The following is a 24,167-nucleotide window of genomic DNA, read 5'->3' on the forward strand; positions in this document are numbered from 1 at the left end:
AAACCTAGGCAGCGGACGACTAATACGATCTGCCAATGGCCACGGCCGACAGCGCCGACTATTCTTGCCTCGGGTTGCGATCCGGATACAAACGCCAGTCGCGGCCCTTATGCCTGGCCGCCCCGACGCGGCTCTGTCGCGGCGGCTGGTGCCGTGGCAGCCCTACTCTCGCCCCCAACAGGAGCAACACAATGTCCAATCCCAAGCTTGAAGTCCTCACCCCGCAGAACAGCCAGCTGATCATCATCGACCACCAACCGCAAATGGCGTTCGGCGTCCAGTCGATGGACCGCCAGGCGATGAAGAACAATGTCGTCGGCCTGGCCAAGGCGGCCAAGATCTTCAGTATCCCGACGACGATCACCACCGTCGAGAGCGAGTCGTTCTCCGGTTTCACCTATCCGGAACTGCTCGACGTGTTCCCGGACCAGAAGACGCTGGAGCGTACCTCGATGAACTCGTGGGACGACCAGAAGGTGCGCGACGCGCTCAAGGCCAACGGCCGCAACAAGGTGATCGTGGCCGGCCTGTGGACCGAGGTCTGCAACACCACCTTCGCGCTGTGCGCCATGCTGGAAGGCAACTATGAGATCTACATGGTGGCTGATGCTTCGGGCGGCACCAGCAAGGATGCGCACGACTACGCGATGCAGCGTATGGTGCAGGCCGGCGCTGTGCCGGTGACCTGGCAGCAAGTGCTGCTGGAATGGCAGCGTGACTGGGCCCACCGTGATACTTATGACGCCGTGATGAAGCTGGTCAAGGAGCATTCCGGTGCCTACGGCATGGGCGTCGACTACGCCTACACGATGGTCCATAAGGCCGCCCAGCGCACGGCCACGGGACACGAATCCATCGCCCCGGTGCCCGCACGCTAACCAGCCGGTCAAGAACACGATAGTCATCGGCCTACACACGTTTGCGTGCATTGGCCGATGCAACCAGCGATCTCATTCATCCAGGATTCCAGCCAACTTTGGGCTAACCCTAATCATGCAAATAGAACACTCCGAGGAACGAAGCCACAACATCGATGCATCGCGGCGGCAACTGCTGGTAGGCAGCACTGTTGGCGCCGCGGCCGCATCGGTAGCGTCGCTTGCCGCACTGACGCCAATGGCCGCGGAAGCCGCGCCGGCCAGCGGCAGCGCCACGAAGCAGGGCCACTACGTCACGACCAAAGACGGCACCCGCATCTTCTACAAGGACTGGGGCACGGGCAGCCCGGTGGTGTTCTCGCACGGCTGGCCGCTCAATGCCGACGCCTGGGACGCCCAGATGCTCTTTCTGGTCCAGAAGGGATTCCGGGTGATCGCCCATGACCGGCGCGGCCATGGCCGTTCGGACCAGCCCGCGCAGGGCAACAACATGGACACCTACGCCGACGACCTGGCCGCGCTGCTGGACGCCCTCGACATCAAGGGCGCAACGCTGGTCGGCCACTCCACCGGCGGCGGTGAAGTGGCGCACTACATCGGCCGTCATGGGACGAAGCGCGTCGCCAAGGCGGTGCTGATTGGCGCGGTGCCGCCTATCATGCTCAAGACCGCGGCCAATCCGAACGGCCTGCCGATGGAAGTGTTCGACGGCATCCGCAAGGGCGTGGCGGAAAACCGCTCGCAGTTCTACAGGGACCTGACCACGCCGTTCTTCGGCTTCAACCGGCCCGGCGCCAAGGTTTCGCAAGGCACCATCGATGCGTTCTGGGCACAAGGCATGACCGGCGGCCTCCTGGGCCAGTACGCCTGCATCAAGGAATTCTCGGAAGTGGATTACACCGGAGACCTGAAGAAGATCACCGTGCCGACGCTGATCCTGCATGGTGACGACGACCAGATCGTGCCCATCGACAATTCGGCCCGACTGTCGGCCAAGATCGTCAAGAACGCCACGCTCAAGGTATATCCGGGTGCATCGCACGGCATGTGCGTGACCAACGCCGACCAGGTCAATGCCGACCTGCTGGCCTTCCTGAACGCATAAGCCGAGATGTCCATTACCCGTCGGCACTTCATCGCCTCGGCTGCCGCCCTCGGTGCGGCAGCCTCGTCGGAACTATTCGCCATGTCACCGAACCCGACTCCCGACCTCATTCTCGTCAACGGCAAGTTCGCCACGCTCGACCGTGCCAATCCGCAGGCCGACGCCGTGGCCATCCAGGACGGCCGCTTCGTCGGGGTGGGTACGCGCCAGGACATCATGAAGCTGGCGGGAACGCAAACCAGGGTGATCGACCTGAACGGCCGGCGGGCCATTCCCGGGCTGATTGACAGCCACATGCACATTATCCGCGGCGGCCTGAACTACAACATGGAGCTGCGCTGGGACGGCGTGCGTTCGCTGGCCGATGCGATGCGCATGCTGAAGGAGCAGGTGGCGCGCACGCCCGCGCCGCAATGGGTGCGCGTGGTGGGCGGTTTCACAGAACACCAGTTCGTGGAAAAACGCTTGCCCACCATCGAGGAACTGAATGCCGTGGCGCCCGATACCCCGGTGTTCATCCTGCACCTCTATGACCGCGCCATCCTGAACGGCGCCGCACTGCGCGCGGTCGGGTACACCAAGGACACGCCGAATCCGCCGGGTGGCGAGATCGTGCGCGACGCCCGCGGCAATCCCACCGGGCTGCTGCTGGCCAAGCCCAATGCGACCATTCTCTACGCCACGCTGGCCAAGGGCCCGAAGCTGCCGCCTGAGTACCAGAAGAACTCGACGCGCCACTTCATGCGCGAGGTGAACCGCCTGGGCGTGACCGGCGTGATCGACGCCGGCGGCGGCTACCAGAACTACCCCGAGGACTACAACGTCATTGAGGAACTGCACAAGGAAGGCCACCTGACCGTGCGCCTCGCCTACAACCTGTTCACGCAGAGGCCCAAGGAAGAGCTTAGCGACTTCAAGACCTGGACATCGACCGTCAAGCCCGGCCAGGGCGACGACCTCTACCGCCACAATGGCGCCGGCGAAATGCTGGTCTACACGGCAGCCGACTTCGAGGACTTCCGTGTCGAGCGCCCCGACATGGCGCCGTCGATGGAAGCCGATCTGGAGCCGGTTATCCGACTGCTGGCAGAGAAGCGCTGGCCGTGGCGGCTGCATGCCACCTATGACCAAACCATCTCGCGCGCGCTGGATGTCTATGAGAAGGTAGCCAAAGACATCCCGTTCAACGGCCTGAACTGGTTCTTCGACCACGCCGAGACGATTTCCGACCGCAATATCGACCGCATCGCCGCGCTCGGTGGCGGCATCGCGGTGCAGCACCGCATGGCCTATCAGGGCGAGTACTTTGTCGAGCGCTACGGCGCTCGCGCTGCCGAAGCCACGCCGCCGGTCAAGAAGATGCTGGAAAAAGGCGTGAAGGTCGGCGCCGGTGCCGACGCCACCCGCGTGGCCTCGTACAACCCGTGGGTCTCGCTGTACTGGCTGACCACGGGCAAGACCGTCGGCGGCATGTCGATGTATCCACAGGCCAACCTGCTCGACCGCGAGACCGCGCTGCGCCTGTGGACCGAGGCCAACACGTGGTTCTCATCCGAAGTGGGCAAGAAGGGCCAGATCAAGGTGGGCCAGCTGGCTGACCTGGCCGTGTTGTCGGCCGACTACTTCGCCGTGCCAGGCGACGACATCCAGGACATCACGTCCGTGATGACGGTGCTGGGCGGCAAGGTGGTCTATGGCGACAACGAATTCGGCAAGCACTCGCCGGAGATTCCGCCGGCGATGCCGGACTGGTCTCCGGCCCGTCATGGCAGCCAGTACCAGCCCCGCCCGACGGCCAAGGCAAAGCAGCTCGCGATGAACACCGCCTGCGGCTGCGCCAGCTCGTGCGGCGTGCATGGTCATGCTCACGCCAAGGCCTGGACATCGAGCGTGCCGACGTCGGACGAAAGCAGCTTCTGGGGGGCGCTGGGCTGCTCGTGCTGGGCGTTCTGACGTTCCCGGCCGCAATCGCATCTTGCCACCCCGCACCGTATTGAAACCGGGGACCCGCCATGCATCCCTCGTCTTCTCCGCTGGCGCCCTCCGACATCCTCGACCGGCGCCGCTTCCTGATCGTGATCCAGATTGGCCTGGCCATGGTCAGCGGCACGCTGATGCTGCTGGCGTGGCGCCAGGCGCTGAGCCGCCCCACGTGCGACACCTGCTCGGCCTGGGCTTGCCGCCGGCGTAACGTCGCAACGATTTTCTCCTCTCCAACCTTGTCTCATATGAAACTCTATCTCATCTCCCTTGGCGCCGGCATCCTGGTCGGCACCATCTATGCATTGATGCAGGTCCGCTCACCTGCGCCGCCCGCGATTGCTTTGATCGGGCTGCTGGGCATGCTGATTGGCGAGCAGGTGGTGCCGCCGTTCAAGCGCATGCTGGCGGGCGAGCCAGTCACCATTGCATGGTTCCGCGGCGAATGCGTCCCGAAGATTACGGGTACACCGCCGCCCAATGCGGACACGAACGTTGAAACGTCGGCATCCCTCCCCGCGCGTAGCAAGGAAGGGAACCAGTAACGGCATGAGTAGTTTCCGAAACCAACCCGATGCACTTACTGGCCGTACTAACGCAATCTCGCCCCGGCGCATTCACTTCGCCCTGGCTGCGTCTTTGTCCGCGGCCGCGGCACCTGCCGTGGCGGACAACAACGTCGCGATCTATGGCCGCCTGAACACGGCAATCGAGTATGCGACCGTGACCACCGCAACCGACGGCACCATGTTGGGCAATACGGCGCGCCTCACGAATAACCGCTCCGTGTTCGGCATGCGGGGCGAGGAACAGTTGGCGAATGGCATCAAGGCGATCTGGCAAATCGAAAGCGCCCTGGCGATTGATAACGGCACGGGGCAAATCGCCGCGCGAGATACCCGGCTCGGCCTTCAGAGCCCGTATGGCACCCTCTTCGTGGGCAACTGGGACACACCATACACAAGTGCAACCAAGAGCTACGACCCGTATTACCCCACCACTGCAGGTTACATGGCGCTGATAGGCAATGGCGCTGCGTCTACCAGCAACAATGTCCAGAACACCAGTTCGTTTGATCGGCGGCAGAAAAACTCGTTGCACTACCAGTCGCCGTCGTGGCACGGCTTGCGCGGCGCCATCGCCTGGGGACTGCCGGAAGAAAAGACAACGGTGCCGCGCAATCCCGCGCTGTATTCCTTTGCCACCGCCTATGACCGGGGCAACCTGAACCTGACGCTTGCCTATGAAATCCACCAGCACTATCAGACCAGCGGACGCGACGACGACGCAATGAAAGCTGGAATTTCCTACCAGTTCCCGTCGACGCGCATCAGTGCCCTGTATGAACGCCTGCACTATCGTACCGCCACGGGAGACCTTACGCGCAATGGCTACTATGTCTCGCTGATACAGCAGCTTGGCACCGGTAGCATACGCGCCGGCTTCGCCTTTGTCGGCAATGGCACCGGCACGGCTACGGAAACGATTGGATCCGTCCGCAGTGGTTCGGAGACCGGCGCATTTCAGGTAACCGTCGGCTATGACTATCCCCTTTCCAAACGAACCGCGCTATACGCTTACTACAGCCGCATCAACAACCGCAGTAACGCGAGCTATGACTTCGCCATCAACAACATCGGCATCAAGGCTGGCGCCGACCCGCAGACGTTCGCCATTGCGATGCGGCACAGCTTCTGACCGTCAGCGACCAATCTTCGTGGAGACCGCATTGACACCCGCACAGCTTCCCGACACGGGCCGCCGCGCTGATCTTTCGGGACCGCCGTTCGGCTGCATCCTGGCCTTCGTCACAGGCTATGTAGACGTGGTCGGGTTCATTTCGCTATTCGGCCTGTTTACGGCACACGTGACAGGAAACTTCGTGCTGATCGGCGTCGACATCGCCGGTAATTCGACGGGCCTGCTCGCCAAACTGCTTGCGCTGCCGACCTTTGCCCCTGGCGGTAGCGGCCGCCAGACTGACCGAATCGCGCATCGTGCGGGACAAACAATCGGCACCCTCGCTGTTGCTATTCGCCGAAGCCGCAGCGCTGGTTCTTTTCATCATTGCCGGACTCCACGCCTCTCCCATATCCGATCCGGGTACGCCGGCGGCGGTCGGCGCCGGCATGCTCGCCGTAGTGGCCATGGGTATTCAGAACTCACGGTCCAGGACGTCTTTGTCAGACCTTGGCTCCTTCAGCAGAGCATTGCCGGCGCTCAACGCCTATACGAGGAAGCGGTGTGATAGCTCGCCCCACGATTGCAATAGTTGACGACGATGTCGCCGTCCGAAATGCCATGGGGCGGCTGCTGCGTTCCCTAGATTTTGGCGTGCAATTGTTCGGTGGCGGCCAAGAGCTACTGCGGTGCGCTTCGCTGCGTTGCCTGTCCTGCGTGATCACCGACGCGAAAATGCCCGGCATGGACGGCTTCGCTCTGATAGAGGAACTGCGGGCACGCAATCTCGATATGCCCGTCATCTTCATGACTGCGTTTGCGCATGAGGGATTCGCTCAGCGTGCCACCGCAATGGGTGCGACGTGTGTTCTTTACAAGCCATTTCAAGACACGGACATGATCCAATGCCTTGAAAAGGCATTACGTCCCCGCAAAACGGGTTCTCCTTCTCCATGAGTATGTCGTGGGGGGTCGATGAGACCGCCTTACATCACCTTCGCCCTCTGCATAAGGTCTCCCCTACGCCATGGTCGCGCTTCTAAGGTCTTGAGACCGCAGCCGGACGGCGGGCTGCCCGTCAGTCTCAGAGGGAAGGAACACGAGCCCGAGAGTTTGCGCAAGTAGCACCAGATCGGCGAAACTCCGAGCCCTCATCTTTCGCATTGCCTGGCATCGATGAACTTTGACCGTCACCACGCTGATGCACATGGCGACGGCAATTTCCTTGTTTGTCAAGCCTGATGCGGCATGCGCCATCACCTCACACTCACGTGGCGTCAGGGAACAGTAGCGGTCGCGCACTGCAGCCAATCGACGCACGCGCTCGAGTCGCAAGCTTTCCTTTTGAATTGCCGTCGTGACGGCATCGAGGAGTTCCTGTTCACGGAGCGGCTTGGAAAGAAAGTGCTCTGCTCCCGCCTTCATCGCGGCAACCGTCATCGGAATGTCCCCGTGGCCGGTCATGAAGATGATAGGAACATGAATACCAAGCTCTGCCATCCGGGCTTGCACATCCAAGCCACTTTGCCCCTTCAGCCGCACATCGAGAACCAGGCAGCAAGGAGCATCCGGGAATCCGAATGCAAAGAGCTCGGCGGCGGAGCCGAGCAGCACGACTTCAATCCCGACTGAACGGAATAGACTACCGAGCGCGTTCCGCACCTGCGAGTCATCATCAACAACAAGGACCACCGCCTCGTCCTGCGGCGCTGATTCAGCGCGCGTCGGTTGTACAGCAATCACGGTAGGGCCTCCACTTGGCATCAACATCAGAAGCGCGAATCGCCCGCAGGCTCCATGCGGGGAGATACGACGCAGCCGACAGCAATGTAGTGCTACACCAGCCCTTTGGCTTGAACGCGTGTGCTCTCTATTGTCTTATTGTGCTCAGCCCAGGCGAGATAGCGGCTGGCAAGCGCTGGCAACTGGACGGACCTAGTCCTGCCGACCACTCCGCCAGTCACCCGGCGACAGACCAAGTTTCCTGGAGAAGCTACGTGTTAGATGGCTCTGGTCCGCAAATCCGCACGATGCAGCAATCCCGGCTATCGACAGGTCCGTGGCGCGCAGCAGTGCCGCAGCCCGCTCGAGGCGACGCTCCAGCAACCATTCGTGTGGTGTTTTTCCAGTACTTTGCCGAAATGCCCGGGAAAAATGACTTCGGGACAATTGACACGCATCAGCGACCTCCGCAATGGACACATTTCCGTCGTCCAGTCGCGCTGCGAGGAACTCTTGCGCCCGCGCGAGTATGCGCGGCGAAAGTCGACCAGTGGAGCGAAGGCGGCCAGGGTTGACACCTCCATAGTGCTCGACCAGATAGGTGCCAATCGCGTGCCCGAGTTGATCGATAAACAACCTGCTGGCACCGTGCGGCCGCGCGAGCGCAGGTAAGAGCGCCTGGGCGAGATGGGCCAGCACGTCGTCCTCCCGCGCCGCGGCATGTCGAAGTTCAATGCCTGCAGGACAGCCGAGTTCAAGCGCCGTACGCTCCATGAAGGGGCGCGGCAGTTCGATGAGAATGAAATCGAACGTCCCGTACATATCCGCCTTGTAGTCATCCTGGAAGTTCCGCAGATAGATGGAACCTGCCTCGAATGCATGCATGTTCGCCTGATTCGGATGAAAAATGCGTCGACGATGGCCTTCCATCAGTGAGACACCAACCAGGAACCCTCGTGCTGACGCTGGGGTCACTACCTGACTCACCCGTTCAATCACGGAACTTTTGCGGTAGAAATGAAGATCGCCGGCGGCAAGCGCTTGATCGTATCGCAATGCCTCCGACAAGCACCCCAATGAGTCGCGCTGAATGGCCGGCCCGGAAGATTCGTGAGTAGATGTGGAGAGTCGCATGGCCTGGTAGTTATGATCGTCGCGCCAAGCCAAACACGACTGGGCGACCTTGAATTACTAAAAATACCATTGACGCTGGCAGCTCGAAAAGCGCCCGCCTTCGTGCAATCAAACGACTGCTTAGTGAACATCCTATCACCGCCAAACCATATAGCAGGACGCTGCTGCTTCAATGGCTCTCGACGTAGCGCACCGCCCCATGGCCAGTTTCAATTCCTTGGCGAATACGCTGGCCTTCCCGCCGCCTTCGCGGAGCACCCTGCATACGCGTCTACGTCGGGCTTCCCCTATTTGTCGCGCTATACCGGTCGCTCGGTCATCTTCAACCAAGATCTGGAACACGCCCTGGGTGAAGCGAAGCGAAAGTGTCACAGGGCCTCGGGACTGCCAGTGCGCCGAGGCGCTGGAGTAGTCATGCAAGCAGCAGTCACCGGCGAATACTGAAGGACGTCAATCCGCCTGGTGGCGAGGTGATCCGCGGGGCTTCGGCCGCGCGGTTAGATCATCTTGCAGCAGCGCGTTAGCTTGCCGAGGCTCGCTACTGCAGGCTGGTCTGACGAACATTGAGAGATTCTTGCAGGATTGGATGTACGAACCCCATGGGCAGCCCGCCGCAGCATGCCCGAGGCGCCCGCATAACGTGCAATAGTGGTCCATGGCAAATACCTATCCTTGATAGCTGGATGTTGGTACGTCCAGTATCGAAGGAGCACCCGACTGCCGCCTATCAGAAGGCGCTGATTGTAGTGTCAGCGCGGTGGCGCGCCATTTGTCCGGCGCACCCTTGCTCGCGTAGGTACACAACGACAGGCAATGTCAGGGCTGGCTGACGGTACTCGGCATGTCGGTGTCGCGAACAGCGCGCCGTTGTGCCGTCGCAACCGTCGCAGGCGAACCATTGTTGCGCAATGGCAAGGCCTTGGAGTGACGTTCGCAACAGAAACTGACTGCGGGTGCGACAGCCTTCGCCCACCAGCGCCGATACCCAAAAAGCGGAGCCAGCAAGGTGCCGGCGTGATTAGCTTCCGTGTACGGCCTGTCCCAGTGCCGCCCGCGCGGCTGCGTGACAGAGCACGCCAAAGCGCTGCGCGTTGTCGCCCCACTCGCAGCCGCTCGAGTCCTGATAAGGCGTCCCCGTCCGGTCATAGAGCGCCGGGCAGTCGATCAGCCATACCGGCAAGCCGGAATCCGGCATCGAACCTGCGATCAGGCGGACTGTGGCCCCAGGCAGCAGTTCCCCAAGATCGGCTGCCTGCCGCGGTGCGTCGAGACAAGCCAAGGCTTCAGGATAAGCGGGCATTATCAGGCGCACGTCGATCCCAAGCCGGGCTACTGCCGCCGGGAGCGCGCCGCAGACGTCTGCCAGGCCGCCTGTCTTGGCGAGAGGAACAATCTCCGACGCCACCAGTAACAAGTGCAGGGTGCTTTCGCCGCCGCCGCATGGCGCGGGCACAGCATCGACCATTTCGTCCATACCGGCTCCCCCCTACTTTGCTTGTTCTCTATTCTTTGCGCCGTGACTGCCGAGGAATTGATCGGCGTCAAACCGGAAGGTATTGTTTCCGGTCCGCAGGATGCGCGACTGGTCGAGCGTTCGACGTATGCGCTGCCCTCCTCCTCGACCGGGCAGCGCCGGCCCCTAACCATAAATATAGTTAGCCCTGATCGGCGCATACCTGATTGGCCTGCGCCATCCATGCGGCAAAGCGAGTCTGGCATATCGTCAGGCAGGCACTCCGCACCGTTTCGAGTCGCCTTGTCGACGCCGCCAACCGACCGGAAGTTCAATTGAGCGACATTGTGCGGTGCACATGGGCCGTGCGACGTTGGCATCGGCACGCACCTCGCGCCACGAGCGCGAAAAGAGGCCCTTGCGATTCGTCACGGAATAGCTCGGAATATTGTTTGATGTGGAACAAGAGGGCAGGGTCCATGCGGGCTTCAATAGATTCAAGCTCGCTCGGAGAGAGGCTCGAAGAGCTGGGGCCCGCGAGCCGTGACCTGATCCAGCGCTCCGTGCACGAGGCCGCCAAGCTCATCAAGGAAGGCAAGGGTGCTACCCACTATGGGATCGCCAGCGCGATCGGGCGAATTTGCCAGGCTGTTGTGCATGACACCTGTCTCATCCTCACGGTCGGTGTCGTGCACGCAGAAGTTGAAGGCGTGCCAGAGGTATGTCTGTCGCTGCCGATGGTGGTCAATGGCAGCGGCGCGCGGTTACTGGCCTATCCGGAACTCAACCCCACCGAGCGCGAGGGCCTGCGGCGGAGCGCGCGCATTGTCAAGGAAGCAACGGACAGCGTACTCCTCGACCAGTAGGGACATGGCGCACGCTCCGGACAACCAGTACAACGCCGCGGCACAGGAGGCTCATCATGGCTATCTCACGCCCAAAGGGTTCGCCGCAAGCAAGCTCACCTGCGGCGAATCCGGCTACACCGACAGGGCATCTCAGACATCTCTGGAAATTTCGCGTTCCGGTGGCCATCGGCATCGTCCTCTGGTTCTTGCCGGCGCCGGCAGGCCTCGAGACCAAGGCATGGCACATGTTCGCGGTGTTTGTCGCCACCATCGCCGGCATCATGACTGCACCTCTACCGATGTCGGCGGTAGCCATTATCGGCGCCACGGCGGGAGTGCTGGTTGGCGTCGTGTCCTTCGCCGACGTCACCAAATCCACGGGCACGGACCTCGTCTGGCTGGTGATGCTCGCCTTCTTCATCTCCCGAGGCGTGATCAAGACCGGCCTGGGGCGCCGCATCGCACTCCTGTTCATGCGGCTGTTGGGTAAGCGAACGATCGGACTGGGATATGGACTGGCTCTGACCGAACTCCTTATCTCGCCCGCTATGCCGAGCATCACTGCCCGCGCCGGCGGAGTAATGCTGCCGATTACCCGAGCGATGGCGGAAGTCCTCGGCAGCCATGCCGATGACCCCCAATCGCAAGGCAAGGTGGGAAGTTCCTTCCACGCAGCCGTCTCCCTCGGTGTCCTGAGCAACGTCAATGGTTGCCTGACCCAATACGGCATCGGCTCCGGTCCGGTCATGTTCGGCGCTGGCTACGTCACCCAGGGGCAATGGTGGAGGGCTGGCTTCCTGATGAGCCTGATCTATATGGTTGTATGGCTGGTCGTCGGCCCGCTTTGGTGGAAGTTGCTTGGCCAGGTTTAAGAAGTGCAAGAAGTGCTCCGGCAAGGGAAAGCACGCCGGGGCTCATGATGGTCCAGCTCATTGCTGGCAGCAGCATTGCGGACGCCCGGCTGATATGCAACCCCTGTTGCGTGCTGATTTATTTTGGAGAAATGTCATGGCCATGACCACGATGTCGATTGCGTCCACGATCGTTTCAAGAACGTACTCTGTCGGTCGCGCCCTTCTTGGCTCTCTCTTCCTGTTTTCCGGACTCCTCAAGATCGACAGCTTTGCGGCCTATTCTGCGTGGATTGCCAGTGCCGCACTACCGAACCCCGATTTGCTGCTCGTGCTAACCATCGTGATTGAAATTGGTGGTGGACTGACCTTGATTTCAGGCTGGAACGCTCGGTGGGGAGCGCTTCTTCTTGCACTCTTCCTGATACCCACCACGATCATCTTCCACGGCTTCTGGCGCGCCGACCCCGCAGACTTCCTGAATCAGCTTAATCATATCCTGAAGAATGTCTCAATCCTGGGCGGGATGCTGGTGGTATTCGCCATTGAATCATCACGTAGCCAGGCAAGAGTCCCGTAGCAGATGCATGGCGATAGAAGCTTGCGACGGTCCGGACACAGCAGGACGAACGGCGGCAGGCAATGAAACCCGGGGTACGAGGGCTGGGGGGCAGAGCCTCGTGCCTGGCTTCGCCGGCTGGAAGGAGAGCGCCATGAGCAACGATGCAGAGCAGGGCCGGCTTGACGCTGCGCAGGCGGGCCGCGCGGCGTGGAAAAAATGGGGGCCCTACCTTAGCGAGCGGCAATGGGGAACGGTGCGCGAGGACTACAGCGAGAACGGCGACGCCTGGAACTACTTTACCCATGACCAGGCCCGATCGCGCGCGTACCGGTGGGGCGAGGACGGCCTCGGTGGCATCAGCGACGACCACCAGGTGTTGTGCTTCGCGCTAGCCCTGTGGAATGGGCGCGATCCAATCCTGAAGGAGCGCGCCTTCGGCTTGGCCAACAGCGAGGGCAATCATGGCGAGGATGTGAAAGAAGCCTATTTCTATCTCGATTCCACGCCGACGCACTCGTACATGAAGTATCTGTACAAGTATCCGCAGAACGCCTATCCATATACCGATCTCGTCGAGACCAACCGCCGCCGCGGCAAGCAAGACGCCGAGTACGAGTTGCTGGACACCGGCGTGTTCGACGAAAACCGGTACTTTGACGTCTTTGTCGAATACGCGAAGGCGGCGCCCGAGGACGTGCTGGTGCGAATCAGCGTTTTCAACCGCGGTCCGGACGCGGCGCCGCTGCACGTGTTGCCGACACTGTGGTTCCGCAACACATGGTCACACCCCGGGGGCGGATCGAAGCCGATCATCGAGCGCGTCAGTTCCTCTGGGCCAGCGGCGGTCCGCGCCCGTCACAGCGATACGTTGTTTCAGGAATCGCTGGGCGAGTATTACCTCTACTGCGACGCTGACGTGCCGCTGCTCTTCACCGAGAATGAGAGCAACAACACCCGGCTGTTCGGCACGGCCAACACGTCGCCCTACGTGAAGGACGGTATCCATAACTTCATCGTGCACGGCGATGCCGCGGCGGTGAATCCCGCGCAGCAGGGAACCAAGGCAACCCCTCACTATCAGCTGAACATTAGCGGTGGTGCTTCGCATATCGTGCGCTTGCGGCTGACGACCCGGGCGCCAGGCGCGGCATCCGCGCCCTTCAGCGATTTCGACACGGTGTTCGCCGCCCGGCTGGAGGAAGCCGATGCCTTCTACGCGTCGATCACGCCGCCCACCATTCACGGCGACACGGACCGGGTAAGCGTCATGCGCCAGGCGCTCGCCGGCATGCTCTGGACCAAGCAGTACTTCTACTATGACGTTGGCGCCTGGCTCGACGAGCACGGCGCCGGTTCACGGTTGCCAAGAGTGGAGCGCAGACAGGTACGAAATAGCGAGTGGGCACATATGTTCAACGACGACATCATCTCAATGCCGGACAAATGGGAGTATCCCTGGTACGCCGCGTGGGACCTGGCATTCCACATAGTTCCGCTGAGCATGGTCGATCCCGACTTCGCCAAGCAACAGCTCGACCTGATGCTCCGAAACGACTATCTGCATCCGAATGGCCAGCTTCCCGCTTACGAATGGAACTTCGGCGATGTCAATCCGCCCGTGCATGCCTGGGCGACGATGCAGCTCTATACCCTCGACAAGGAGCGACGCGGTGGCCGGGGCGACGTCAACTTCCTCAAGTACGCCTTTGCCAAACTGCTGGTCAACTTCACCTGGTGGGTCAACCGCAAGGACCGCACGGGGGCCAATGTCTTCGAGGGCGGCTTTCTTGGGCTCGACAATATCGGCGTGTTTGACCGCTCGTCGCCACTGCCCACAGGCGGGTACCTGGATCAGGCGGACGGTACGGCGTGGATGGTGTTTTTTAGCCAGCAGATGCTGAGCATTGCGGTCGAGCTTGCGTTGCATGAACCGCTCTACGAGGAGTATGTTGAGAAGTTCTTCCAGCACACGGTATTCATTGCCGGCGCGCTGGATAGCGTTGGCGAGCAGAAGGACGAAATGTGGGACGAAGAGGATGGCTACTTCTACGACGTGCTGCGTTTCCCCGACGGCAGCGCAACGCGCCTTAAGGTGCGCTCTATCGTCGGGCTGCTGCCGCTGGCCGCGGTGGCCGTGTTCGAAGAAGACATTCTCGCCAGGCTTCCGAAATTCCGAGAGCGTGCCAGGCTGTTCCTGGGGCGTCACCCCGAGCTAGTCGCCAACATGCACCTGCCCCAACGGCCCGGCGTCGCCAACCGTCGCATGCTGGCAATCGTCGGCGAGCAGAAGCTGCGCCGGATTCTGGCGCGCATGCTGGACGAAAATGAATTCTTCAGCCCCCATGGCATTCGCGCGCTGTCACGTTTCCATTTCGAGCATCCTTATGTCTTCCGCCATGCAGGCCAGGAGTATCGCGTGGCCTATGTGCCCGGCGATTCGAACACCGGCATGTTCGGAGGCAACTCCAACTGGCGCGGGCCGGTGTGGATGCCGATCAACTACCTGCTCTACACGTCGCTGATACGCCTGTATGCCTACTTCGGCGAGGACTTCAAGATTGAGTGCCCGACCGGGTCTGGCCGGATGATGACGCTGCTCGACGTGGCGAAGGAACTGGGCGAACGCCTGAGCCGGCTCTTCCTGCGCGATGGCGACCAAGGCAGGCCCATCTATGGCGCAGCGCGCAAGTTCCGCGACGACCCGCACTGGCGCGACCTGGTGCTGTTCTATGAATATTTCCACGGCGACACCGGCGCCGGGATCGGCGCCAGCCACCAGACCGGCTGGACCGGCTGCGTCGCGCGCATCATCCAGGCAAATTGCGTATTGTCGAAAGGCATGCTGCTCACGCCGGGCGCGCAGGTAGCGCTCTTGCGAGCGCTGGGGGCCGCCCACAAGGAATCGGAGCCCCCAACGCCCGGTAGCACTATCGATCCCCAGATGGGAACCTAAGGGAGGACTGCTGTGCTGACGCCTCGCTATCCAGCGCTTTACCAACTCAACACTCGGGTTCGGCTTACCGAAATGTCGCAGTCGCTTGGCCGTGCCGCCACGCTGGACGACATCACCGACACCGAACTGGACCGCCTGGCGGACATGGGCTGCGACTGGCTCTGGTTGCTGAGTGTTTGGCAGACCGGGCTTGCCGCGCAGCGCGTCTCGCGCGGCAACGTGGCGTGGCGGCACGAGTTCGAGCAAACGCTGCCCGACCTGTGCGAGGAGGATATCGCCGGTTCCGGCTTTGCGATCAAGAGCTACACCGTGCACCACGGTCTCGGCGGTGACGAAGCGCTGGCCCGCCTGCGCGTGCGCGCGCGACAGCGCGGGCTGCGCCTGATGCTCGATTTCGTGCCGAACCACATGGCCCCCGATCACGCGTGGATCGACGAGCAGCCGGACTATTTCGTCCATGGCAGCGAAGAGGACCTGGCGCGTTCACCCCGCAACTATTGCCGCATGAACACGAAGAACGGACCGCTGCTCCTCGCCTACGGCAGAGACCCCTACTTCGATGGCTGGCCCGACACGCTGCAGCTTGACTACGGCAACCCGCAACTGCAGCAAGCGATGATCGCCGAACTGACACGCATCGCCGGCCAGTGCGACGGCGTGCGCTGCGACATGGCCATGCTCGTCTTGCCCGAGGTGTTCGAGCGCACCTGGGGCATCCGAGCCGACTTGTTCTGGCCGAAGGCGATTGGGGCGGTGCGGCGCCAGCATCCCGGCTTCCTGTTCATGGCCGAGGTGTACTGGGATATGGAATGGACGCTTCAGCAGCAGGGCTTCGACTATACCTATGACAAGCGCTTGTACGACCGCCTGCGCGAACAGCGTGCCCGCCCGGTGCGCGAGCACTTCGGTGCGGACATGGCCTACCAGGACAAGCTGGCGCGCTTTCTGGAGAATCACGACGAGCCGCGCGCCGCATCAATCTTTGCACCCGAAGTCTATCCGGCGGCCGCCGTGCTGACATTCCTCTCGCCGGGCCTGCGCTTTTTCCATCAAGGACAGTTCGCGGGCCGGCGCACACGCATTTCGCCGCATCTGGTCCGCGCCCCGGAGGAGCCGGTCGACGGAGCGCTCGCGCAGTTCTATGCCCGCCTTCTTGCCGTGCTGCGCCAACCGGTGCTTCGGGAGGGCAATTGGTCCTTACTGGAATGCATTCCCACCTGGGCCGAAAACAAGTCCGCCGACAATTTCATTGCATTCCGCTGGGTCGGGACTTCTCACGAGTGGATGTTCGTCGTCGTAAACTACTCGCCGCAGCAAAGCCAGTGCTTCATGCAAACGCCCTTCCCGGAACTGGGGGACCGGACCATACGACTTGAGGACCGGCTCAGCTCGGCTGTCTATGACCGACAGGGCGCTGACCTGCGCGCCCGTGGTCTCTTTCTGGACCTGCCTCCCTGGGGCTATCATGTTTTTGCTATAAAAGGAATTGATTAACAGGTTCAGGTTCACCAGGCGCTCCGAGAAGGCTAAGCCGGGTAGGCAGCGGCTAGTTCAGCACCTAGCTGGCGCGTTCATTGAAGGAACGCCTCAGCCGCAGTCTGCCGTCAAGTCCATAGACAACCAGTTCGGCTCGCTCGAGCTCAGCGATACCTATCCCCGCTTCTATAGCTTCATTCAGCGAAACGCAGAACTCGTACACGTCGGGCCTATCCTCAGCGCGGACGCACCAGCCAAGATGGGCTGGCATCACACAAATATTCATCGATGACATAGTTACCCCCTCAAAGACCGCTTATCGCGCGAGAAGGGAAGACTTCATGGCGATCGCGGCTTTTGGTCCAATTCATCGTTGGTGAACCGAAACCGTTTCACACTCGGAAGCGCAACGGGTCCAGAAGGCAAGCTAATTTTCCATGCACGAAGTAAATTCTCAAAATTTATCTGAGCACGCGCTTGATGTAATGGAAGCGGCAACTTCACGGATAATTCGAGCGCTTTCTCTGTCAACTTGTAGCGAGTATGATTCCGGCGAACGATTTTCATGGTGGAGCTGCGGCAAATCAGGCCCTCCTTAAGCAGATGATTCTTGGCCCTGGTGAACTCATCACCCGTCAACGCATTCATGGCTACTACCTGCGATCGGCTCAGTGCTTCTTCACCCCGCAAGGTAGCGAGCAGGATATTGCAGCATTCAATTGTCGCTCGCTTCGGTTTCATAGGTCTGAGAAGTTCAATCTGCGTCCTACACTTCCATAGCGTAGTCATCGGACATGAAGTCGATTTGCTGTAGGTCAAAGAACGCCGTACTGGCCGTGCTGTATCCGCGCCCGCGCGGCGGCGATGTCGGCCATTTACCCGTGGCAGGTTGCGGCGGACCATAACGCTGTGCCTTCGCGAAATCGGCAAGGAAAGGGAGCCAAACCCCGATTGAGAAACTAGCTAGCCGGGGGCAAGGCGTGAAGAAAGCCGCATCTCTGCGCCGCTAGCGGAATCGGTGATGAAACACCTCATCAGCCGCTTGCCCAGAGGGCAACAGATGCGATGGTCGATTCAGCGGTGCGCACTCCCTGCTGCAAACACGAATGGATCTGCTTGGCGGTTAGGCTCGACCCCAACTTTACCTGCAATCCAATTCGCACCCACCTTTACCTGGCGCCACTACATAGAATGGTTGCAGGGTGACTGAAAGGGGTTCGAGATGCCTACTATGGAGAACATTTCGATTTCCATCTCGAGTCGGCCGTCGTGGCGAAGCGAGCCGACGGAAATGTGCGAGCACAAGGGCATCGGCCATCCCGATAGCCTATGCGATGGGGCTGTCGAAGCTGCGGCCCGCGCCTTGTGCCGCGCCTACCTCGAAGCCTATGGAGCAGTCCAGCACTTCAATCTGGACAAGGCCCTACTCATTGGTGGCATAAGCGCGCCAAAGTTCGGCGGTGGCAAAGTGCTGCGCCTAACGCGGTTGATAGTTTCCGGCCCTGTTACCGAACTCCCGTCGGCCAAGGCCGAGCTAATTGTCGAGCAGGCCATTCGCGAGTACCTGGCAATGTCCTTGGGCGGTATTGGCAATGACATCGGCATCGAGCCCATCCTCCGCCCCTCAGCCCCGAACCTTCGGCGTGTGGCCAATGCAGCGTCTCTTCCGCTGTCCAATGACACATCCTTTGGCGTCGGCTATGCGCCACACTCATCACTTGAGAGAGCGGTGCTCCTGGTTGCCGACCTTCTGCGCTCACGTTCCGACAGGGGAATGTTTGAGGCGGCTGGCCTCGATTACAAGGTGATGGGGAGTCGGCTGGGTGAGCATCACCGTCTCACGCTTGCCCTGGCGTTTGTCGACCGATACGTCCAGGGCGTCGACGACTACTTCATCCTCAAGGGGCGAATTGGGTCGTATCTGGCCGAGCACATCGGCGCTGAATGTGAGATTGCAATCAATACCCTCGATCGCAGGGATGCCTGCGACGAAAGCGGGATTTACCTGACGGTCACTGGCTTAAGCGCTGAGCATGGTGATGACGGCCAGGTTGGCCGCGGTAACCGGGTCAATGGCCTGATTACTCCCTATCGGCCAATGTCGCTGGAGGCCGCAGCTGGCAAGAACCCGGCGTCACATGTCGGCAAACTATACAACGTGCTCGCCCATCAACTAGCCACTCGTATTCAGACAAGCGTGGATGGCGCGGATGAAGTCACCGTCCGGCTCCTCTCCGGTATTGGACGCCCCATCAACCAGCCACAACTGGTTGCCATTGATATCGTGGCCGAGCGCGGCCTGTCGAGCGCTCAGGCGCAACAAGTTCGTGAACTGGTGTCGCAACAGCTGGCGGAGCTTCCTGCCTTGGTCAATGAGCTGGTCAATGGCTCGGTAGCGGTTTTCTAGGCCCGGAATATTGGGAAGCCGAGCAACCTCGGCGCCGGCATCAGCGGGCCGAGCGGCTTCCGCAGCCTTCAGTGCCTGCATATGTGGCGTTCGACATCCATTAGCAGAACTGCTACCCCCGCTCGCCCCACCACCCATGAATGCTTGATCCAAATCAAGAAGCAAGTCGACTGGTCGCCCAGAATGAAAATGTAATTTATGCGCGTTAGGTTCTCCTAGTCGCCCCGAGGAGAGGATGGAATGCTGGGGCATTACGGCGTCACCGGCGCCGAGGCAGCTCCAACTGCCACCGCGGGTCCAGCCGCCCGCCAGCAGATCGTGCGCGAACCAGTCTGTGGCATGGAGATTTCGCCTCACAAGGCCGCTGCCAGCACGGAAGTCGACCAGAAGCGATATTGGTTCTGCTCCCCACGCTGTGGGCAGGCTTTCCTTGCCAACCCGGCGAAATATATTCTTCACGCCGTTGATAGGCCTAGCTCGGCTGATCCCTCTAGCAGTCCTGGCCGCCCACCGGGCGTCGCTCCTATCCCCGCGGCGACGCCTCTTCATGCACGGTGGTCATGGACACGGACACGGACACGGACACGGACACGGACCGGATGGCTCCACAAAGGACACGAAACCCGAAGGAGAGCAATGATGCAACCCGAAACACAATCCAGCTACGGCCTCTGGTCTCTGGTCATTATCAACTCCGCTGTCTTCATCATCTTCGCCTTCAGTTTTACCAGGCCGAAGACCCAGCGCGACTGGCGCTCGTTTGGCGCGTTCTCAGCATTCGTTGTGGCGCTCTTTACGGAGATGTATGGAATTCCGCTGACCATCTATCTCCTGCTGCCGTGGCTTGCGGCGAGGTTCCCGGGAATCGACTTTCTCTCTCATGATGCCGGTCATCTTCCCGAGATGATTTTCGGCTGGAGCGGCAACCCGCACCTGGGGCCATTTCACATCGCTAGCGACATCTTGATTTTTGGCGGATTCATCATGCTGTCTTCCGCTTGGCGCATTTTGTACCTGGCCCAGCAGCAGCACCGCCTGGCGACCACAGGCCTCTATGCGCGCATGAGGCATCCCCAGTATGTCGCTTTCGTCCTGATTATGTTCGGCTTTCTCCTGCAATGGCCGACGATAGTCACCCTGGTGATGTTCCCCATCCTGGTCTGGATGTATGTTCGACTGGCTAAGTCGGAGGAGCAGGACGCATTGGCCGAGTTCGGGCAGGCTTATGAGGAATATCGTCAAAAAACACCAGCGTTCATTCCACACATGTCAGGCCGAGATGTTCCTCAGGCGCGTCGTCCTCATTGAATTCAACCGTAATTTTCCTTGCACCCGGAGGCTGTCATGAAGCCCTTCACGACTGGTGTGACGCTATCCGCCACGGTCGTGCTGTTCTACGTTCTATGCACGCTCGTTTGGATGGTTCTTCCTGAGCCCTTCATGAATTTCATGAATGCGCTCTTTCACGGCCTCGATTTCCGGCGCCTTCGGACCGGCGAACCGGTTTCCTGGTGGTCCATCATCTATCCAGCCTTTGTGTTTGCAGTGTGGTTCTTTGCTGCCGGCGCTTTCTTTGCATGGTTACACAACAGCCTTCGAGGAGAGACCTGACAGCTCTTTCCGAGCTCGTTTCACGTCCGGGCCGGCGGCCAGCTGCGAAGTAGGGGGTGCCGTCGAGTTTTCTTGGTCCGGAAAATTCAAAGCACCATTGGAGGGCGCAACTCTCATCCGCCACGAATCGGTCAGGTCGGTCACTAAGCTGGCTCAGAGGACGTTAAGCGGGATTTTCAGATAGCGAACGCCATTGGCATCGGGCGGCGGCAACTTCCCGGCTCGGATATTGACTTGCACCGACGGCAGAAGCAGCGTAGGCATCGCCAGCGTCGCGTCGCGCGCCTGGCGCATGGCCACGAACTGCTCCTCGTTCACGCCGTCATGCACCTGGATGTTGCCTTCACGCTGAGCGCGCACCGTCGTCTCCCATGCGGGCCCCCGCCCCTCGGGCGGATAGTCGTGGCACATGAACAGCCGTGTGTTGCCCGGCAGGTCCAGCAGCTTGCGGATGGAGCGATACAAGTCGTGCGCGTCGCCGCCCGGGAAATCGCAGCGAGCCGTGCCGACGTCCGGCATGAACAGCGTATCGCCGACAAAGACCGCGTCCCCAATCTGGTAAGCCATGTCGGCGGGTGTATGCCCTGGCACGTGAATCGCCCTGCCGGTGAGGCCGCCGATGGCAAACGTCGCACCGTCGTGAAACAGGTGGTCGAACTGCGATCCGTCGAGCTGGAACTCAGGCTCCAGGTTGAAGAGCTTCTTGAAGACCCCCTGTACGTTGCGGATGTTTTGGCCTATTGCTATCTGGCCACCTAGGTGTTTCTTCAAATATGGCGCGGCAGACAAATGGTCGGCATGCGCGTGCGTCTCGAGAATCCACTCGACTCGCAGCTCATTCGCGCGCACAAACGCAACGACCTTATCGGCACTTGCCGTCGACGTCCGCCCCGCCTTCGGGTCGTAGTCCAGCACCGAGTCGATGATGGCGCACTCGGGGTGCCCCTCCTGAAAGACCACGTACGTCACAGTCCAGGTCGCCGGGTCGAAGAACGGCTGGATAGTCGGGTGCATGCTCGCCTCCTTAAATGCAGTACACTCTATTCACATACATTATATTCTTCAATATACTATACATAGGCAAAGTGTGGACAACCTATGGATCAGCTTCACCCCGTCATCGACCTCGCCACCATGCAAGCTGCTGCGGCGAACGCCTGTTCCCTGCTCAAGGTACTAGCCAATCCAGACCGCCTGATGCTGATGTGCCGCCTGTCCCAAGGCGAGCTATCTGTCGGTGAACTGGAGGAGCAGCTCGGCATCAGGCAGCCGACGCTGTCTCAACAGCTCGGCGTGTTGCGCGAGAACAACCTGGTGGCGACGCGCCGTGACGGCAAGAACATCTTCTATTCGGTGGCGAGCACCCAGGCGCTTGCCGTCATGGCGGTCCTTTATGAACAGTTCTGTGCCAACCCCAATCAGGAGGCGACATGCTGATTGACCTCGCTAATTTCACGCCCGGCCCGTCACTGGTCGGCGGGCTCATCATCGGTGTGGCAGCCGCCGTGCTGCTGCTGTTCAACGGTCGCATTGCCGGCATCAGCGGCATCTTTGGCGGCCTGCTCAGCCTGCCTCGAAAGGACATGGCCTGGCGCCTGGCCTTCCTTGCCGGCCTGGCTGGAGCTCCTGTCATTGCGAGCCTGCTCGGCAAGCCGGCCGTTGCGGATATCCAGGCAAGCTGGGGCGAAATCCTGGTCGCCGGCTTCATGGTAGGCCTTGGCACTCGCTACGCCAGCGGCTGCACCAGCGGTCATGGCGTGTGCGGCATCTCGCGCGGTTCCATCCGCTCGCTGGTCGCCACCCTGACCTTCATGATTGCGGGATTTCTGACCGTCTTCGTGCAACGGCACTTGATTGGAGGCTGATATGACCGCCATTACTGCACTCCTGGCAGGCCTGCTATTCGGCATTGGCCTGATGATCTCCGGCATGGCCAACCCGGCCAAGGTGCTGGATTTTCTTGACCTTGCAGGAACGTGGGACCCCTCCCTCGCTTTTGTGATGATCGGTGCCATCGCCATTGGCTCGCTCGCCGTCCTCATCGCCAAGCACCGCAATCGCTCCTTCCTTGGGCTGCCTGTGCAACTGCCGGCCAGCACGACCCTGACGCTTCGGCTGGTACTGGGAAGCGCCGCCTTCGGTGTCGGCTGGGGTCTGGCCGGCTTCTGTCCTGGCCCCGCGCTAGTGGCCCTAGGCGCGGGCTATCCGAAGGCCGTCGGCTTTGTGGCGGCCATGGCGGCTGGCATGGCCGTCTTCGAACTCGTCGAGCGGACGAAATCGAGCATGCAGCGCGTCTAAGCACAGCACGCGTGGTGAATTCATTGGCAGCAGCATGGCTGCTGGCACATCCGAGCACCGCTGCAGATGGCATCAGAAATAGGTCTGCGCCGATTGCTCCGGCGCGCAGACCGGCACATCGAAGGGACTGAACATCCCGTGCACCAAACGCTTCGTTGATCCCAATCAAATCAAATCCATGACTGCCGCATAGCTTAGAGAAGGAATTGTCATGTTTTCATAGGAGGATTTTCATCATGTCCAATATTCATCGCCTCTCTACCCTGATCACTGCGGCCATTGCGCTCGCTTGGGCGACAACAGCTTTCCCGGCGTCGCCGGCTACCGGCACGGAGCATGAGCATCCCGAAAATCGGCAAGATAAGCCTCCGGTCGTAGCCCCAGGAGTGTCCAGTGACGCAAGGCTGGATGCCCAGGTTGCCCACCTGCGTGCCATCAGGGAGCGGCTTTCGCGGGCCAAAACGCCCGAAGAGCGCCAGGCCCTCTTGGTTGAACGCCATCAGGTCATGCAGGATGCAATGGCCATCATGCAACAGGACATGATGAAAATGGGCGGCCCTGGTCGTATGGCTGCCGGCAAAGGAGTCGCCAAGGGAAACGCCCCATCAAATCAAATGCAGATGTGCCGGGATATGGCAGGTAGTCACATGGCGCTCATGCAGGAAATGATGCAGACGATGGCCAACGACCAGGGCATGGGTCCGGGCATGGGTCCGGGCATGGGTCCGGGCATGGGTCCGGGCATGGGTCCGGGCATGGGTCCGGGGAGGGGAATGGGTGGAATGATGTCGCCAGGCGGCTAATGGGTCTAGCCGTAAGGGGGGGCTACCTGGCCGCCGTCACTGACTTGTTCAGCCGCCAGGTTGCAGGCTTGCCTTGGGCTCGCCGCGCTTGCCGAATTTGTCCCACTTCTCGCGGGTCCACATTACATGCGCCCAGCACGCAAAGCGGCTCGCGCTGCGGCGTGACGCGTAGGTCGGGTGCAAGTACATGCCACGCTGAGCTTCATAGCTCAGTGGTCCTGAACCGATAGCGGCTTGCCCGTTGAAATCGAGCTCCATCGTGTCCTGAAGGCAAAATCACCGCCGAAGTCAGCACCGGTCGGCAAAAGCCCAGCGCAGGGTGGCTGCTCCTCCTCTGCACAACGGCTGGGGATCTTGGGCTATTCCGCCGCGCGCATGTCAGATTCCGCTGACAGCGCGGTGCGCA

24 protein-coding genes and 2 pseudogenes are annotated in these 24,167 nt (G+C 60.9%); 20 read left to right on the plus strand and 6 right to left on the minus strand.

Going from position 1 to position 24,167, the window contains the following annotated elements; translation table 11 throughout:
- The first annotated feature begins 191 nt into the window (after window positions 1-191).
- From ACAD63_RS08645 to ACAD63_RS08675, 7 genes are all read left to right on the plus strand, one after another.
- On the plus strand, window positions 192-878 hold the full coding sequence (locus tag ACAD63_RS08645; protein WP_135706939.1) for a hydrolase: 687 nt from the start codon (window positions 192-194) through the stop codon (window positions 876-878).
- Between the two features lie 238 nt (window positions 879-1,116).
- Window positions 1,117-1,983, plus strand: a complete 867-nt coding sequence (locus tag ACAD63_RS08650; protein WP_133092987.1) for an alpha/beta fold hydrolase — start codon at window positions 1,117-1,119, stop codon at window positions 1,981-1,983.
- Window positions 1,984-1,989: 6 nt separating this feature from the next.
- Window positions 1,990-3,936, plus strand: a complete 1,947-nt coding sequence (locus ACAD63_RS08655) for an amidohydrolase (RefSeq protein WP_434033773.1) — start codon at window positions 1,990-1,992, stop codon at window positions 3,934-3,936.
- 275 nt (window positions 3,937-4,211) lie between these two features.
- Entirely contained in the window at window positions 4,212-4,508 is a 297-nt protein-coding gene (locus ACAD63_RS08660) for a XapX domain-containing protein (protein WP_434033970.1), read from the plus strand.
- A 4-nt stretch (window positions 4,509-4,512) separates the two neighbouring features.
- Window positions 4,513-5,661, plus strand: coding sequence for a porin (locus tag ACAD63_RS08665; protein WP_434033774.1), 1,149 nt, complete (start codon window positions 4,513-4,515; stop codon window positions 5,659-5,661).
- Between the two features lie 31 nt (window positions 5,662-5,692).
- Complete coding sequence (locus ACAD63_RS08670) at window positions 5,693-6,211, plus strand: DUF1275 family protein (protein ID WP_434033775.1); 519 nt, start codon at window positions 5,693-5,695, stop codon at window positions 6,209-6,211.
- A gap of 53 nt (window positions 6,212-6,264) precedes the next feature.
- The gene (locus ACAD63_RS08675; protein ID WP_240746040.1) at window positions 6,265-6,600 is read left to right on the plus strand and encodes a response regulator; all 336 of its coding nucleotides are present in this window, start codon (window positions 6,265-6,267) and stop codon (window positions 6,598-6,600) included.
- Window positions 6,601-6,663: 63 nt separating this feature from the next.
- Here the strand turns inward: ACAD63_RS08675 and ACAD63_RS08680 are convergent, their stop codons facing one another.
- The 3 genes from ACAD63_RS08680 to ACAD63_RS08690 all read right to left on the minus strand — a co-directional run bounded on the left by ACAD63_RS08680 (window position 6,664) and on the right by ACAD63_RS08690 (window position 9,973).
- Window positions 6,664-7,407: a response regulator transcription factor gene (locus tag ACAD63_RS08680; protein ID WP_434033971.1), complete on the minus strand. Its 744-nt coding sequence runs from the start codon at window positions 7,405-7,407 to the stop codon at window positions 6,664-6,666.
- Window positions 7,408-7,578: 171 nt separating this feature from the next.
- Window positions 7,579-8,421 (minus strand): AraC family transcriptional regulator, encoded by an 843-nt coding sequence (locus tag ACAD63_RS08685; RefSeq protein ID WP_346769565.1) that lies wholly within the window; start codon window positions 8,419-8,421, stop codon window positions 7,579-7,581.
- Between the two features lie 1,096 nt (window positions 8,422-9,517).
- Window positions 9,518-9,973 (minus strand): glycogen/starch synthase, encoded by a 456-nt coding sequence (locus tag ACAD63_RS08690; RefSeq protein ID WP_240746042.1) that lies wholly within the window; start codon window positions 9,971-9,973, stop codon window positions 9,518-9,520.
- 434 nt (window positions 9,974-10,407) lie between these two features.
- On the opposite strand from ACAD63_RS08690, the gene ACAD63_RS08695 reads away from it, so the two are divergent.
- The 5 genes from ACAD63_RS08695 (at window position 10,408) to ACAD63_RS08715 (ending at window position 16,660) form a co-directional block, all read left to right on the plus strand.
- Window positions 10,408-10,818 (plus strand): hypothetical protein, encoded by a 411-nt coding sequence (locus ACAD63_RS08695; RefSeq protein ID WP_240746120.1) that lies wholly within the window; start codon window positions 10,408-10,410, stop codon window positions 10,816-10,818.
- A gap of 56 nt (window positions 10,819-10,874) precedes the next feature.
- Window positions 10,875-11,672, plus strand: a complete 798-nt coding sequence (locus ACAD63_RS08700; protein ID WP_434033776.1) for an SLC13 family permease — start codon at window positions 10,875-10,877, stop codon at window positions 11,670-11,672.
- Window positions 11,673-11,808: 136 nt separating this feature from the next.
- Window positions 11,809-12,231 carry a DoxX family protein gene (locus tag ACAD63_RS08705; RefSeq protein ID WP_133092774.1) on the plus strand — a complete coding sequence of 141 codons (423 nt, stop codon included), beginning with the start codon at window positions 11,809-11,811 and terminating at the stop codon, window positions 12,229-12,231.
- Between the two features lie 133 nt (window positions 12,232-12,364).
- Window positions 12,365-15,166, plus strand: coding sequence for an MGH1-like glycoside hydrolase domain-containing protein (locus ACAD63_RS08710; RefSeq protein WP_434033777.1), 2,802 nt, complete (start codon window positions 12,365-12,367; stop codon window positions 15,164-15,166).
- 72 nt (window positions 15,167-15,238) lie between these two features.
- Window positions 15,239-16,660 carry an alpha-amylase family glycosyl hydrolase gene (locus ACAD63_RS08715; protein ID WP_205751679.1) on the plus strand — a complete coding sequence of 474 codons (1,422 nt, stop codon included), beginning with the start codon at window positions 15,239-15,241 and terminating at the stop codon, window positions 16,658-16,660.
- Between the two features lie 64 nt (window positions 16,661-16,724).
- Here the strand turns inward: ACAD63_RS08715 and ACAD63_RS08720 are convergent, their stop codons facing one another.
- Complete coding sequence (locus ACAD63_RS08720) at window positions 16,725-16,937, minus strand: DUF2188 domain-containing protein (protein ID WP_133092776.1); 213 nt, start codon at window positions 16,935-16,937, stop codon at window positions 16,725-16,727.
- Window positions 16,938-17,864: 927 nt separating this feature from the next.
- Here ACAD63_RS08720 and ACAD63_RS08725 point away from each other — a divergent pair.
- From ACAD63_RS08725 to ACAD63_RS08740, 4 genes and pseudogenes are all read left to right on the plus strand, one after another.
- On the plus strand, window positions 17,865-19,049 hold the full coding sequence (locus ACAD63_RS08725) for a methionine adenosyltransferase (RefSeq protein WP_434033778.1): 1,185 nt from the start codon (window positions 17,865-17,867) through the stop codon (window positions 19,047-19,049).
- Window positions 19,050-19,388: 339 nt separating this feature from the next.
- A pseudogene (locus ACAD63_RS08730) lies at window positions 19,389-19,442 on the plus strand (hypothetical protein); the annotation flags it as partial.
- Window positions 19,443-19,688: 246 nt separating this feature from the next.
- Window positions 19,689-20,357, plus strand: coding sequence for a methyltransferase family protein (locus tag ACAD63_RS08735; protein WP_133092992.1), 669 nt, complete (start codon window positions 19,689-19,691; stop codon window positions 20,355-20,357).
- A 36-nt stretch (window positions 20,358-20,393) separates the two neighbouring features.
- On the plus strand, window positions 20,394-20,660 hold the full coding sequence (locus ACAD63_RS08740) for a DUF5676 family membrane protein (RefSeq protein WP_135706946.1): 267 nt from the start codon (window positions 20,394-20,396) through the stop codon (window positions 20,658-20,660).
- 153 nt (window positions 20,661-20,813) lie between these two features.
- On the opposite strand, the gene ACAD63_RS08745 is transcribed toward ACAD63_RS08740, so the two are convergent.
- Window positions 20,814-21,674 carry an MBL fold metallo-hydrolase gene (locus ACAD63_RS08745; RefSeq protein ID WP_135706947.1) on the minus strand — a complete coding sequence of 287 codons (861 nt, stop codon included), beginning with the start codon at window positions 21,672-21,674 and terminating at the stop codon, window positions 20,814-20,816.
- A gap of 84 nt (window positions 21,675-21,758) precedes the next feature.
- Here ACAD63_RS08745 and ACAD63_RS08750 point away from each other — a divergent pair, with 84 nt between their 5' ends.
- The 4 genes from ACAD63_RS08750 to ACAD63_RS08765 all read left to right on the plus strand — a co-directional run bounded on the left by ACAD63_RS08750 (window position 21,759) and on the right by ACAD63_RS08765 (window position 23,761).
- A complete protein-coding gene (locus ACAD63_RS08750; RefSeq protein WP_135706948.1) occupies window positions 21,759-22,097 on the plus strand; it encodes an ArsR/SmtB family transcription factor in 339 nt (112 codons plus the stop codon).
- On the plus strand, window positions 22,091-22,525 hold the full coding sequence (locus tag ACAD63_RS08755; protein ID WP_135706949.1) for a YeeE/YedE family protein: 435 nt from the start codon (window positions 22,091-22,093) through the stop codon (window positions 22,523-22,525). The genes ACAD63_RS08750 and ACAD63_RS08755 overlap by 7 nt, the downstream gene beginning before the upstream one ends.
- 1 nt (window position 22,526) lies before the next feature.
- Window positions 22,527-22,958: a DUF6691 family protein gene (locus tag ACAD63_RS08760; protein ID WP_133092783.1), complete on the plus strand. Its 432-nt coding sequence runs from the start codon at window positions 22,527-22,529 to the stop codon at window positions 22,956-22,958.
- Between the two features lie 236 nt (window positions 22,959-23,194).
- Window positions 23,195-23,761, plus strand: coding sequence for a hypothetical protein (locus tag ACAD63_RS08765; RefSeq protein ID WP_434033779.1), 567 nt, complete (start codon window positions 23,195-23,197; stop codon window positions 23,759-23,761).
- 66 nt (window positions 23,762-23,827) lie between these two features.
- Here the strand turns inward: ACAD63_RS08765 and ACAD63_RS08770 are convergent.
- Window positions 23,828-24,034, minus strand: a pseudogene (locus ACAD63_RS08770) (IS4 family transposase); the annotation flags it as partial.
- Window positions 24,035-24,167 lie beyond the last annotated feature (133 nt).

It is taken from the genome of Cupriavidus sp. a3, from assembly GCF_051015765.1.
Classification (GTDB): Bacteria; Pseudomonadota; Gammaproteobacteria; order Burkholderiales; family Burkholderiaceae; genus Cupriavidus; species Cupriavidus oxalaticus_A.

Excerpts from the sequence above, each read along its gene's own strand:
- ACAD63_RS08655 (WP_434033773.1), top strand. The coding sequence starts at position 1,990 with ATGTCCATTACCCGTCGGCACTTCATCGCCTCGGCTGCCGCCCTCGGT.
- ACAD63_RS08760 (WP_133092783.1), top strand. The coding sequence starts at position 22,527 with ATGACCGCCATTACTGCACTCCTGGCAGGCCTGCTATTCGGCATTGGC.
- ACAD63_RS08665 (WP_434033774.1), top strand. The coding sequence starts at position 4,513 with ATGAGTAGTTTCCGAAACCAACCCGATGCACTTACTGGCCGTACTAAC.
- ACAD63_RS08720 (WP_133092776.1), bottom strand. The coding sequence starts at position 16,937 with ATGTCATCGATGAATATTTGTGTGATGCCAGCCCATCTTGGCTGGTGC.
- ACAD63_RS08645 (WP_135706939.1), top strand. The coding sequence starts at position 192 with ATGTCCAATCCCAAGCTTGAAGTCCTCACCCCGCAGAACAGCCAGCTG.
- ACAD63_RS08715 (WP_205751679.1), top strand. The coding sequence starts at position 15,239 with ATGTCGCAGTCGCTTGGCCGTGCCGCCACGCTGGACGACATCACCGAC.
- ACAD63_RS08710 (WP_434033777.1), top strand. The coding sequence starts at position 12,365 with ATGAGCAACGATGCAGAGCAGGGCCGGCTTGACGCTGCGCAGGCGGGC.
- ACAD63_RS08725 (WP_434033778.1), top strand. The coding sequence starts at position 17,865 with ATGCCTACTATGGAGAACATTTCGATTTCCATCTCGAGTCGGCCGTCG.
- ACAD63_RS08675 (WP_240746040.1), top strand. The coding sequence starts at position 6,265 with ATGGGGCGGCTGCTGCGTTCCCTAGATTTTGGCGTGCAATTGTTCGGT.
- ACAD63_RS08735 (WP_133092992.1), top strand. The coding sequence starts at position 19,689 with ATGCAACCCGAAACACAATCCAGCTACGGCCTCTGGTCTCTGGTCATT.
- ACAD63_RS08700 (WP_434033776.1), top strand. The coding sequence starts at position 10,875 with ATGGCTATCTCACGCCCAAAGGGTTCGCCGCAAGCAAGCTCACCTGCG.
- ACAD63_RS08755 (WP_135706949.1), top strand. The coding sequence starts at position 22,091 with ATGCTGATTGACCTCGCTAATTTCACGCCCGGCCCGTCACTGGTCGGC.
- ACAD63_RS08690 (WP_240746042.1), bottom strand. The coding sequence starts at position 9,973 with ATGGACGAAATGGTCGATGCTGTGCCCGCGCCATGCGGCGGCGGCGAA.
- ACAD63_RS08650 (WP_133092987.1), top strand. The coding sequence starts at position 1,117 with ATGGCCGCGGAAGCCGCGCCGGCCAGCGGCAGCGCCACGAAGCAGGGC.
- ACAD63_RS08705 (WP_133092774.1), top strand. The coding sequence starts at position 11,809 with ATGGCCATGACCACGATGTCGATTGCGTCCACGATCGTTTCAAGAACG.
- ACAD63_RS08680 (WP_434033971.1), bottom strand. The coding sequence starts at position 7,407 with ATGCCAAGTGGAGGCCCTACCGTGATTGCTGTACAACCGACGCGCGCT.
- ACAD63_RS08765 (WP_434033779.1), top strand. The coding sequence starts at position 23,195 with ATGTCCAATATTCATCGCCTCTCTACCCTGATCACTGCGGCCATTGCG.
- ACAD63_RS08750 (WP_135706948.1), top strand. The coding sequence starts at position 21,759 with ATGGATCAGCTTCACCCCGTCATCGACCTCGCCACCATGCAAGCTGCT.
- ACAD63_RS08740 (WP_135706946.1), top strand. The coding sequence starts at position 20,394 with ATGAAGCCCTTCACGACTGGTGTGACGCTATCCGCCACGGTCGTGCTG.
- ACAD63_RS08745 (WP_135706947.1), bottom strand. The coding sequence starts at position 21,674 with ATGCACCCGACTATCCAGCCGTTCTTCGACCCGGCGACCTGGACTGTG.
- ACAD63_RS08660 (WP_434033970.1), top strand. The coding sequence starts at position 4,212 with ATGAAACTCTATCTCATCTCCCTTGGCGCCGGCATCCTGGTCGGCACC.
- ACAD63_RS08695 (WP_240746120.1), top strand. The coding sequence starts at position 10,408 with ATGTGGAACAAGAGGGCAGGGTCCATGCGGGCTTCAATAGATTCAAGC.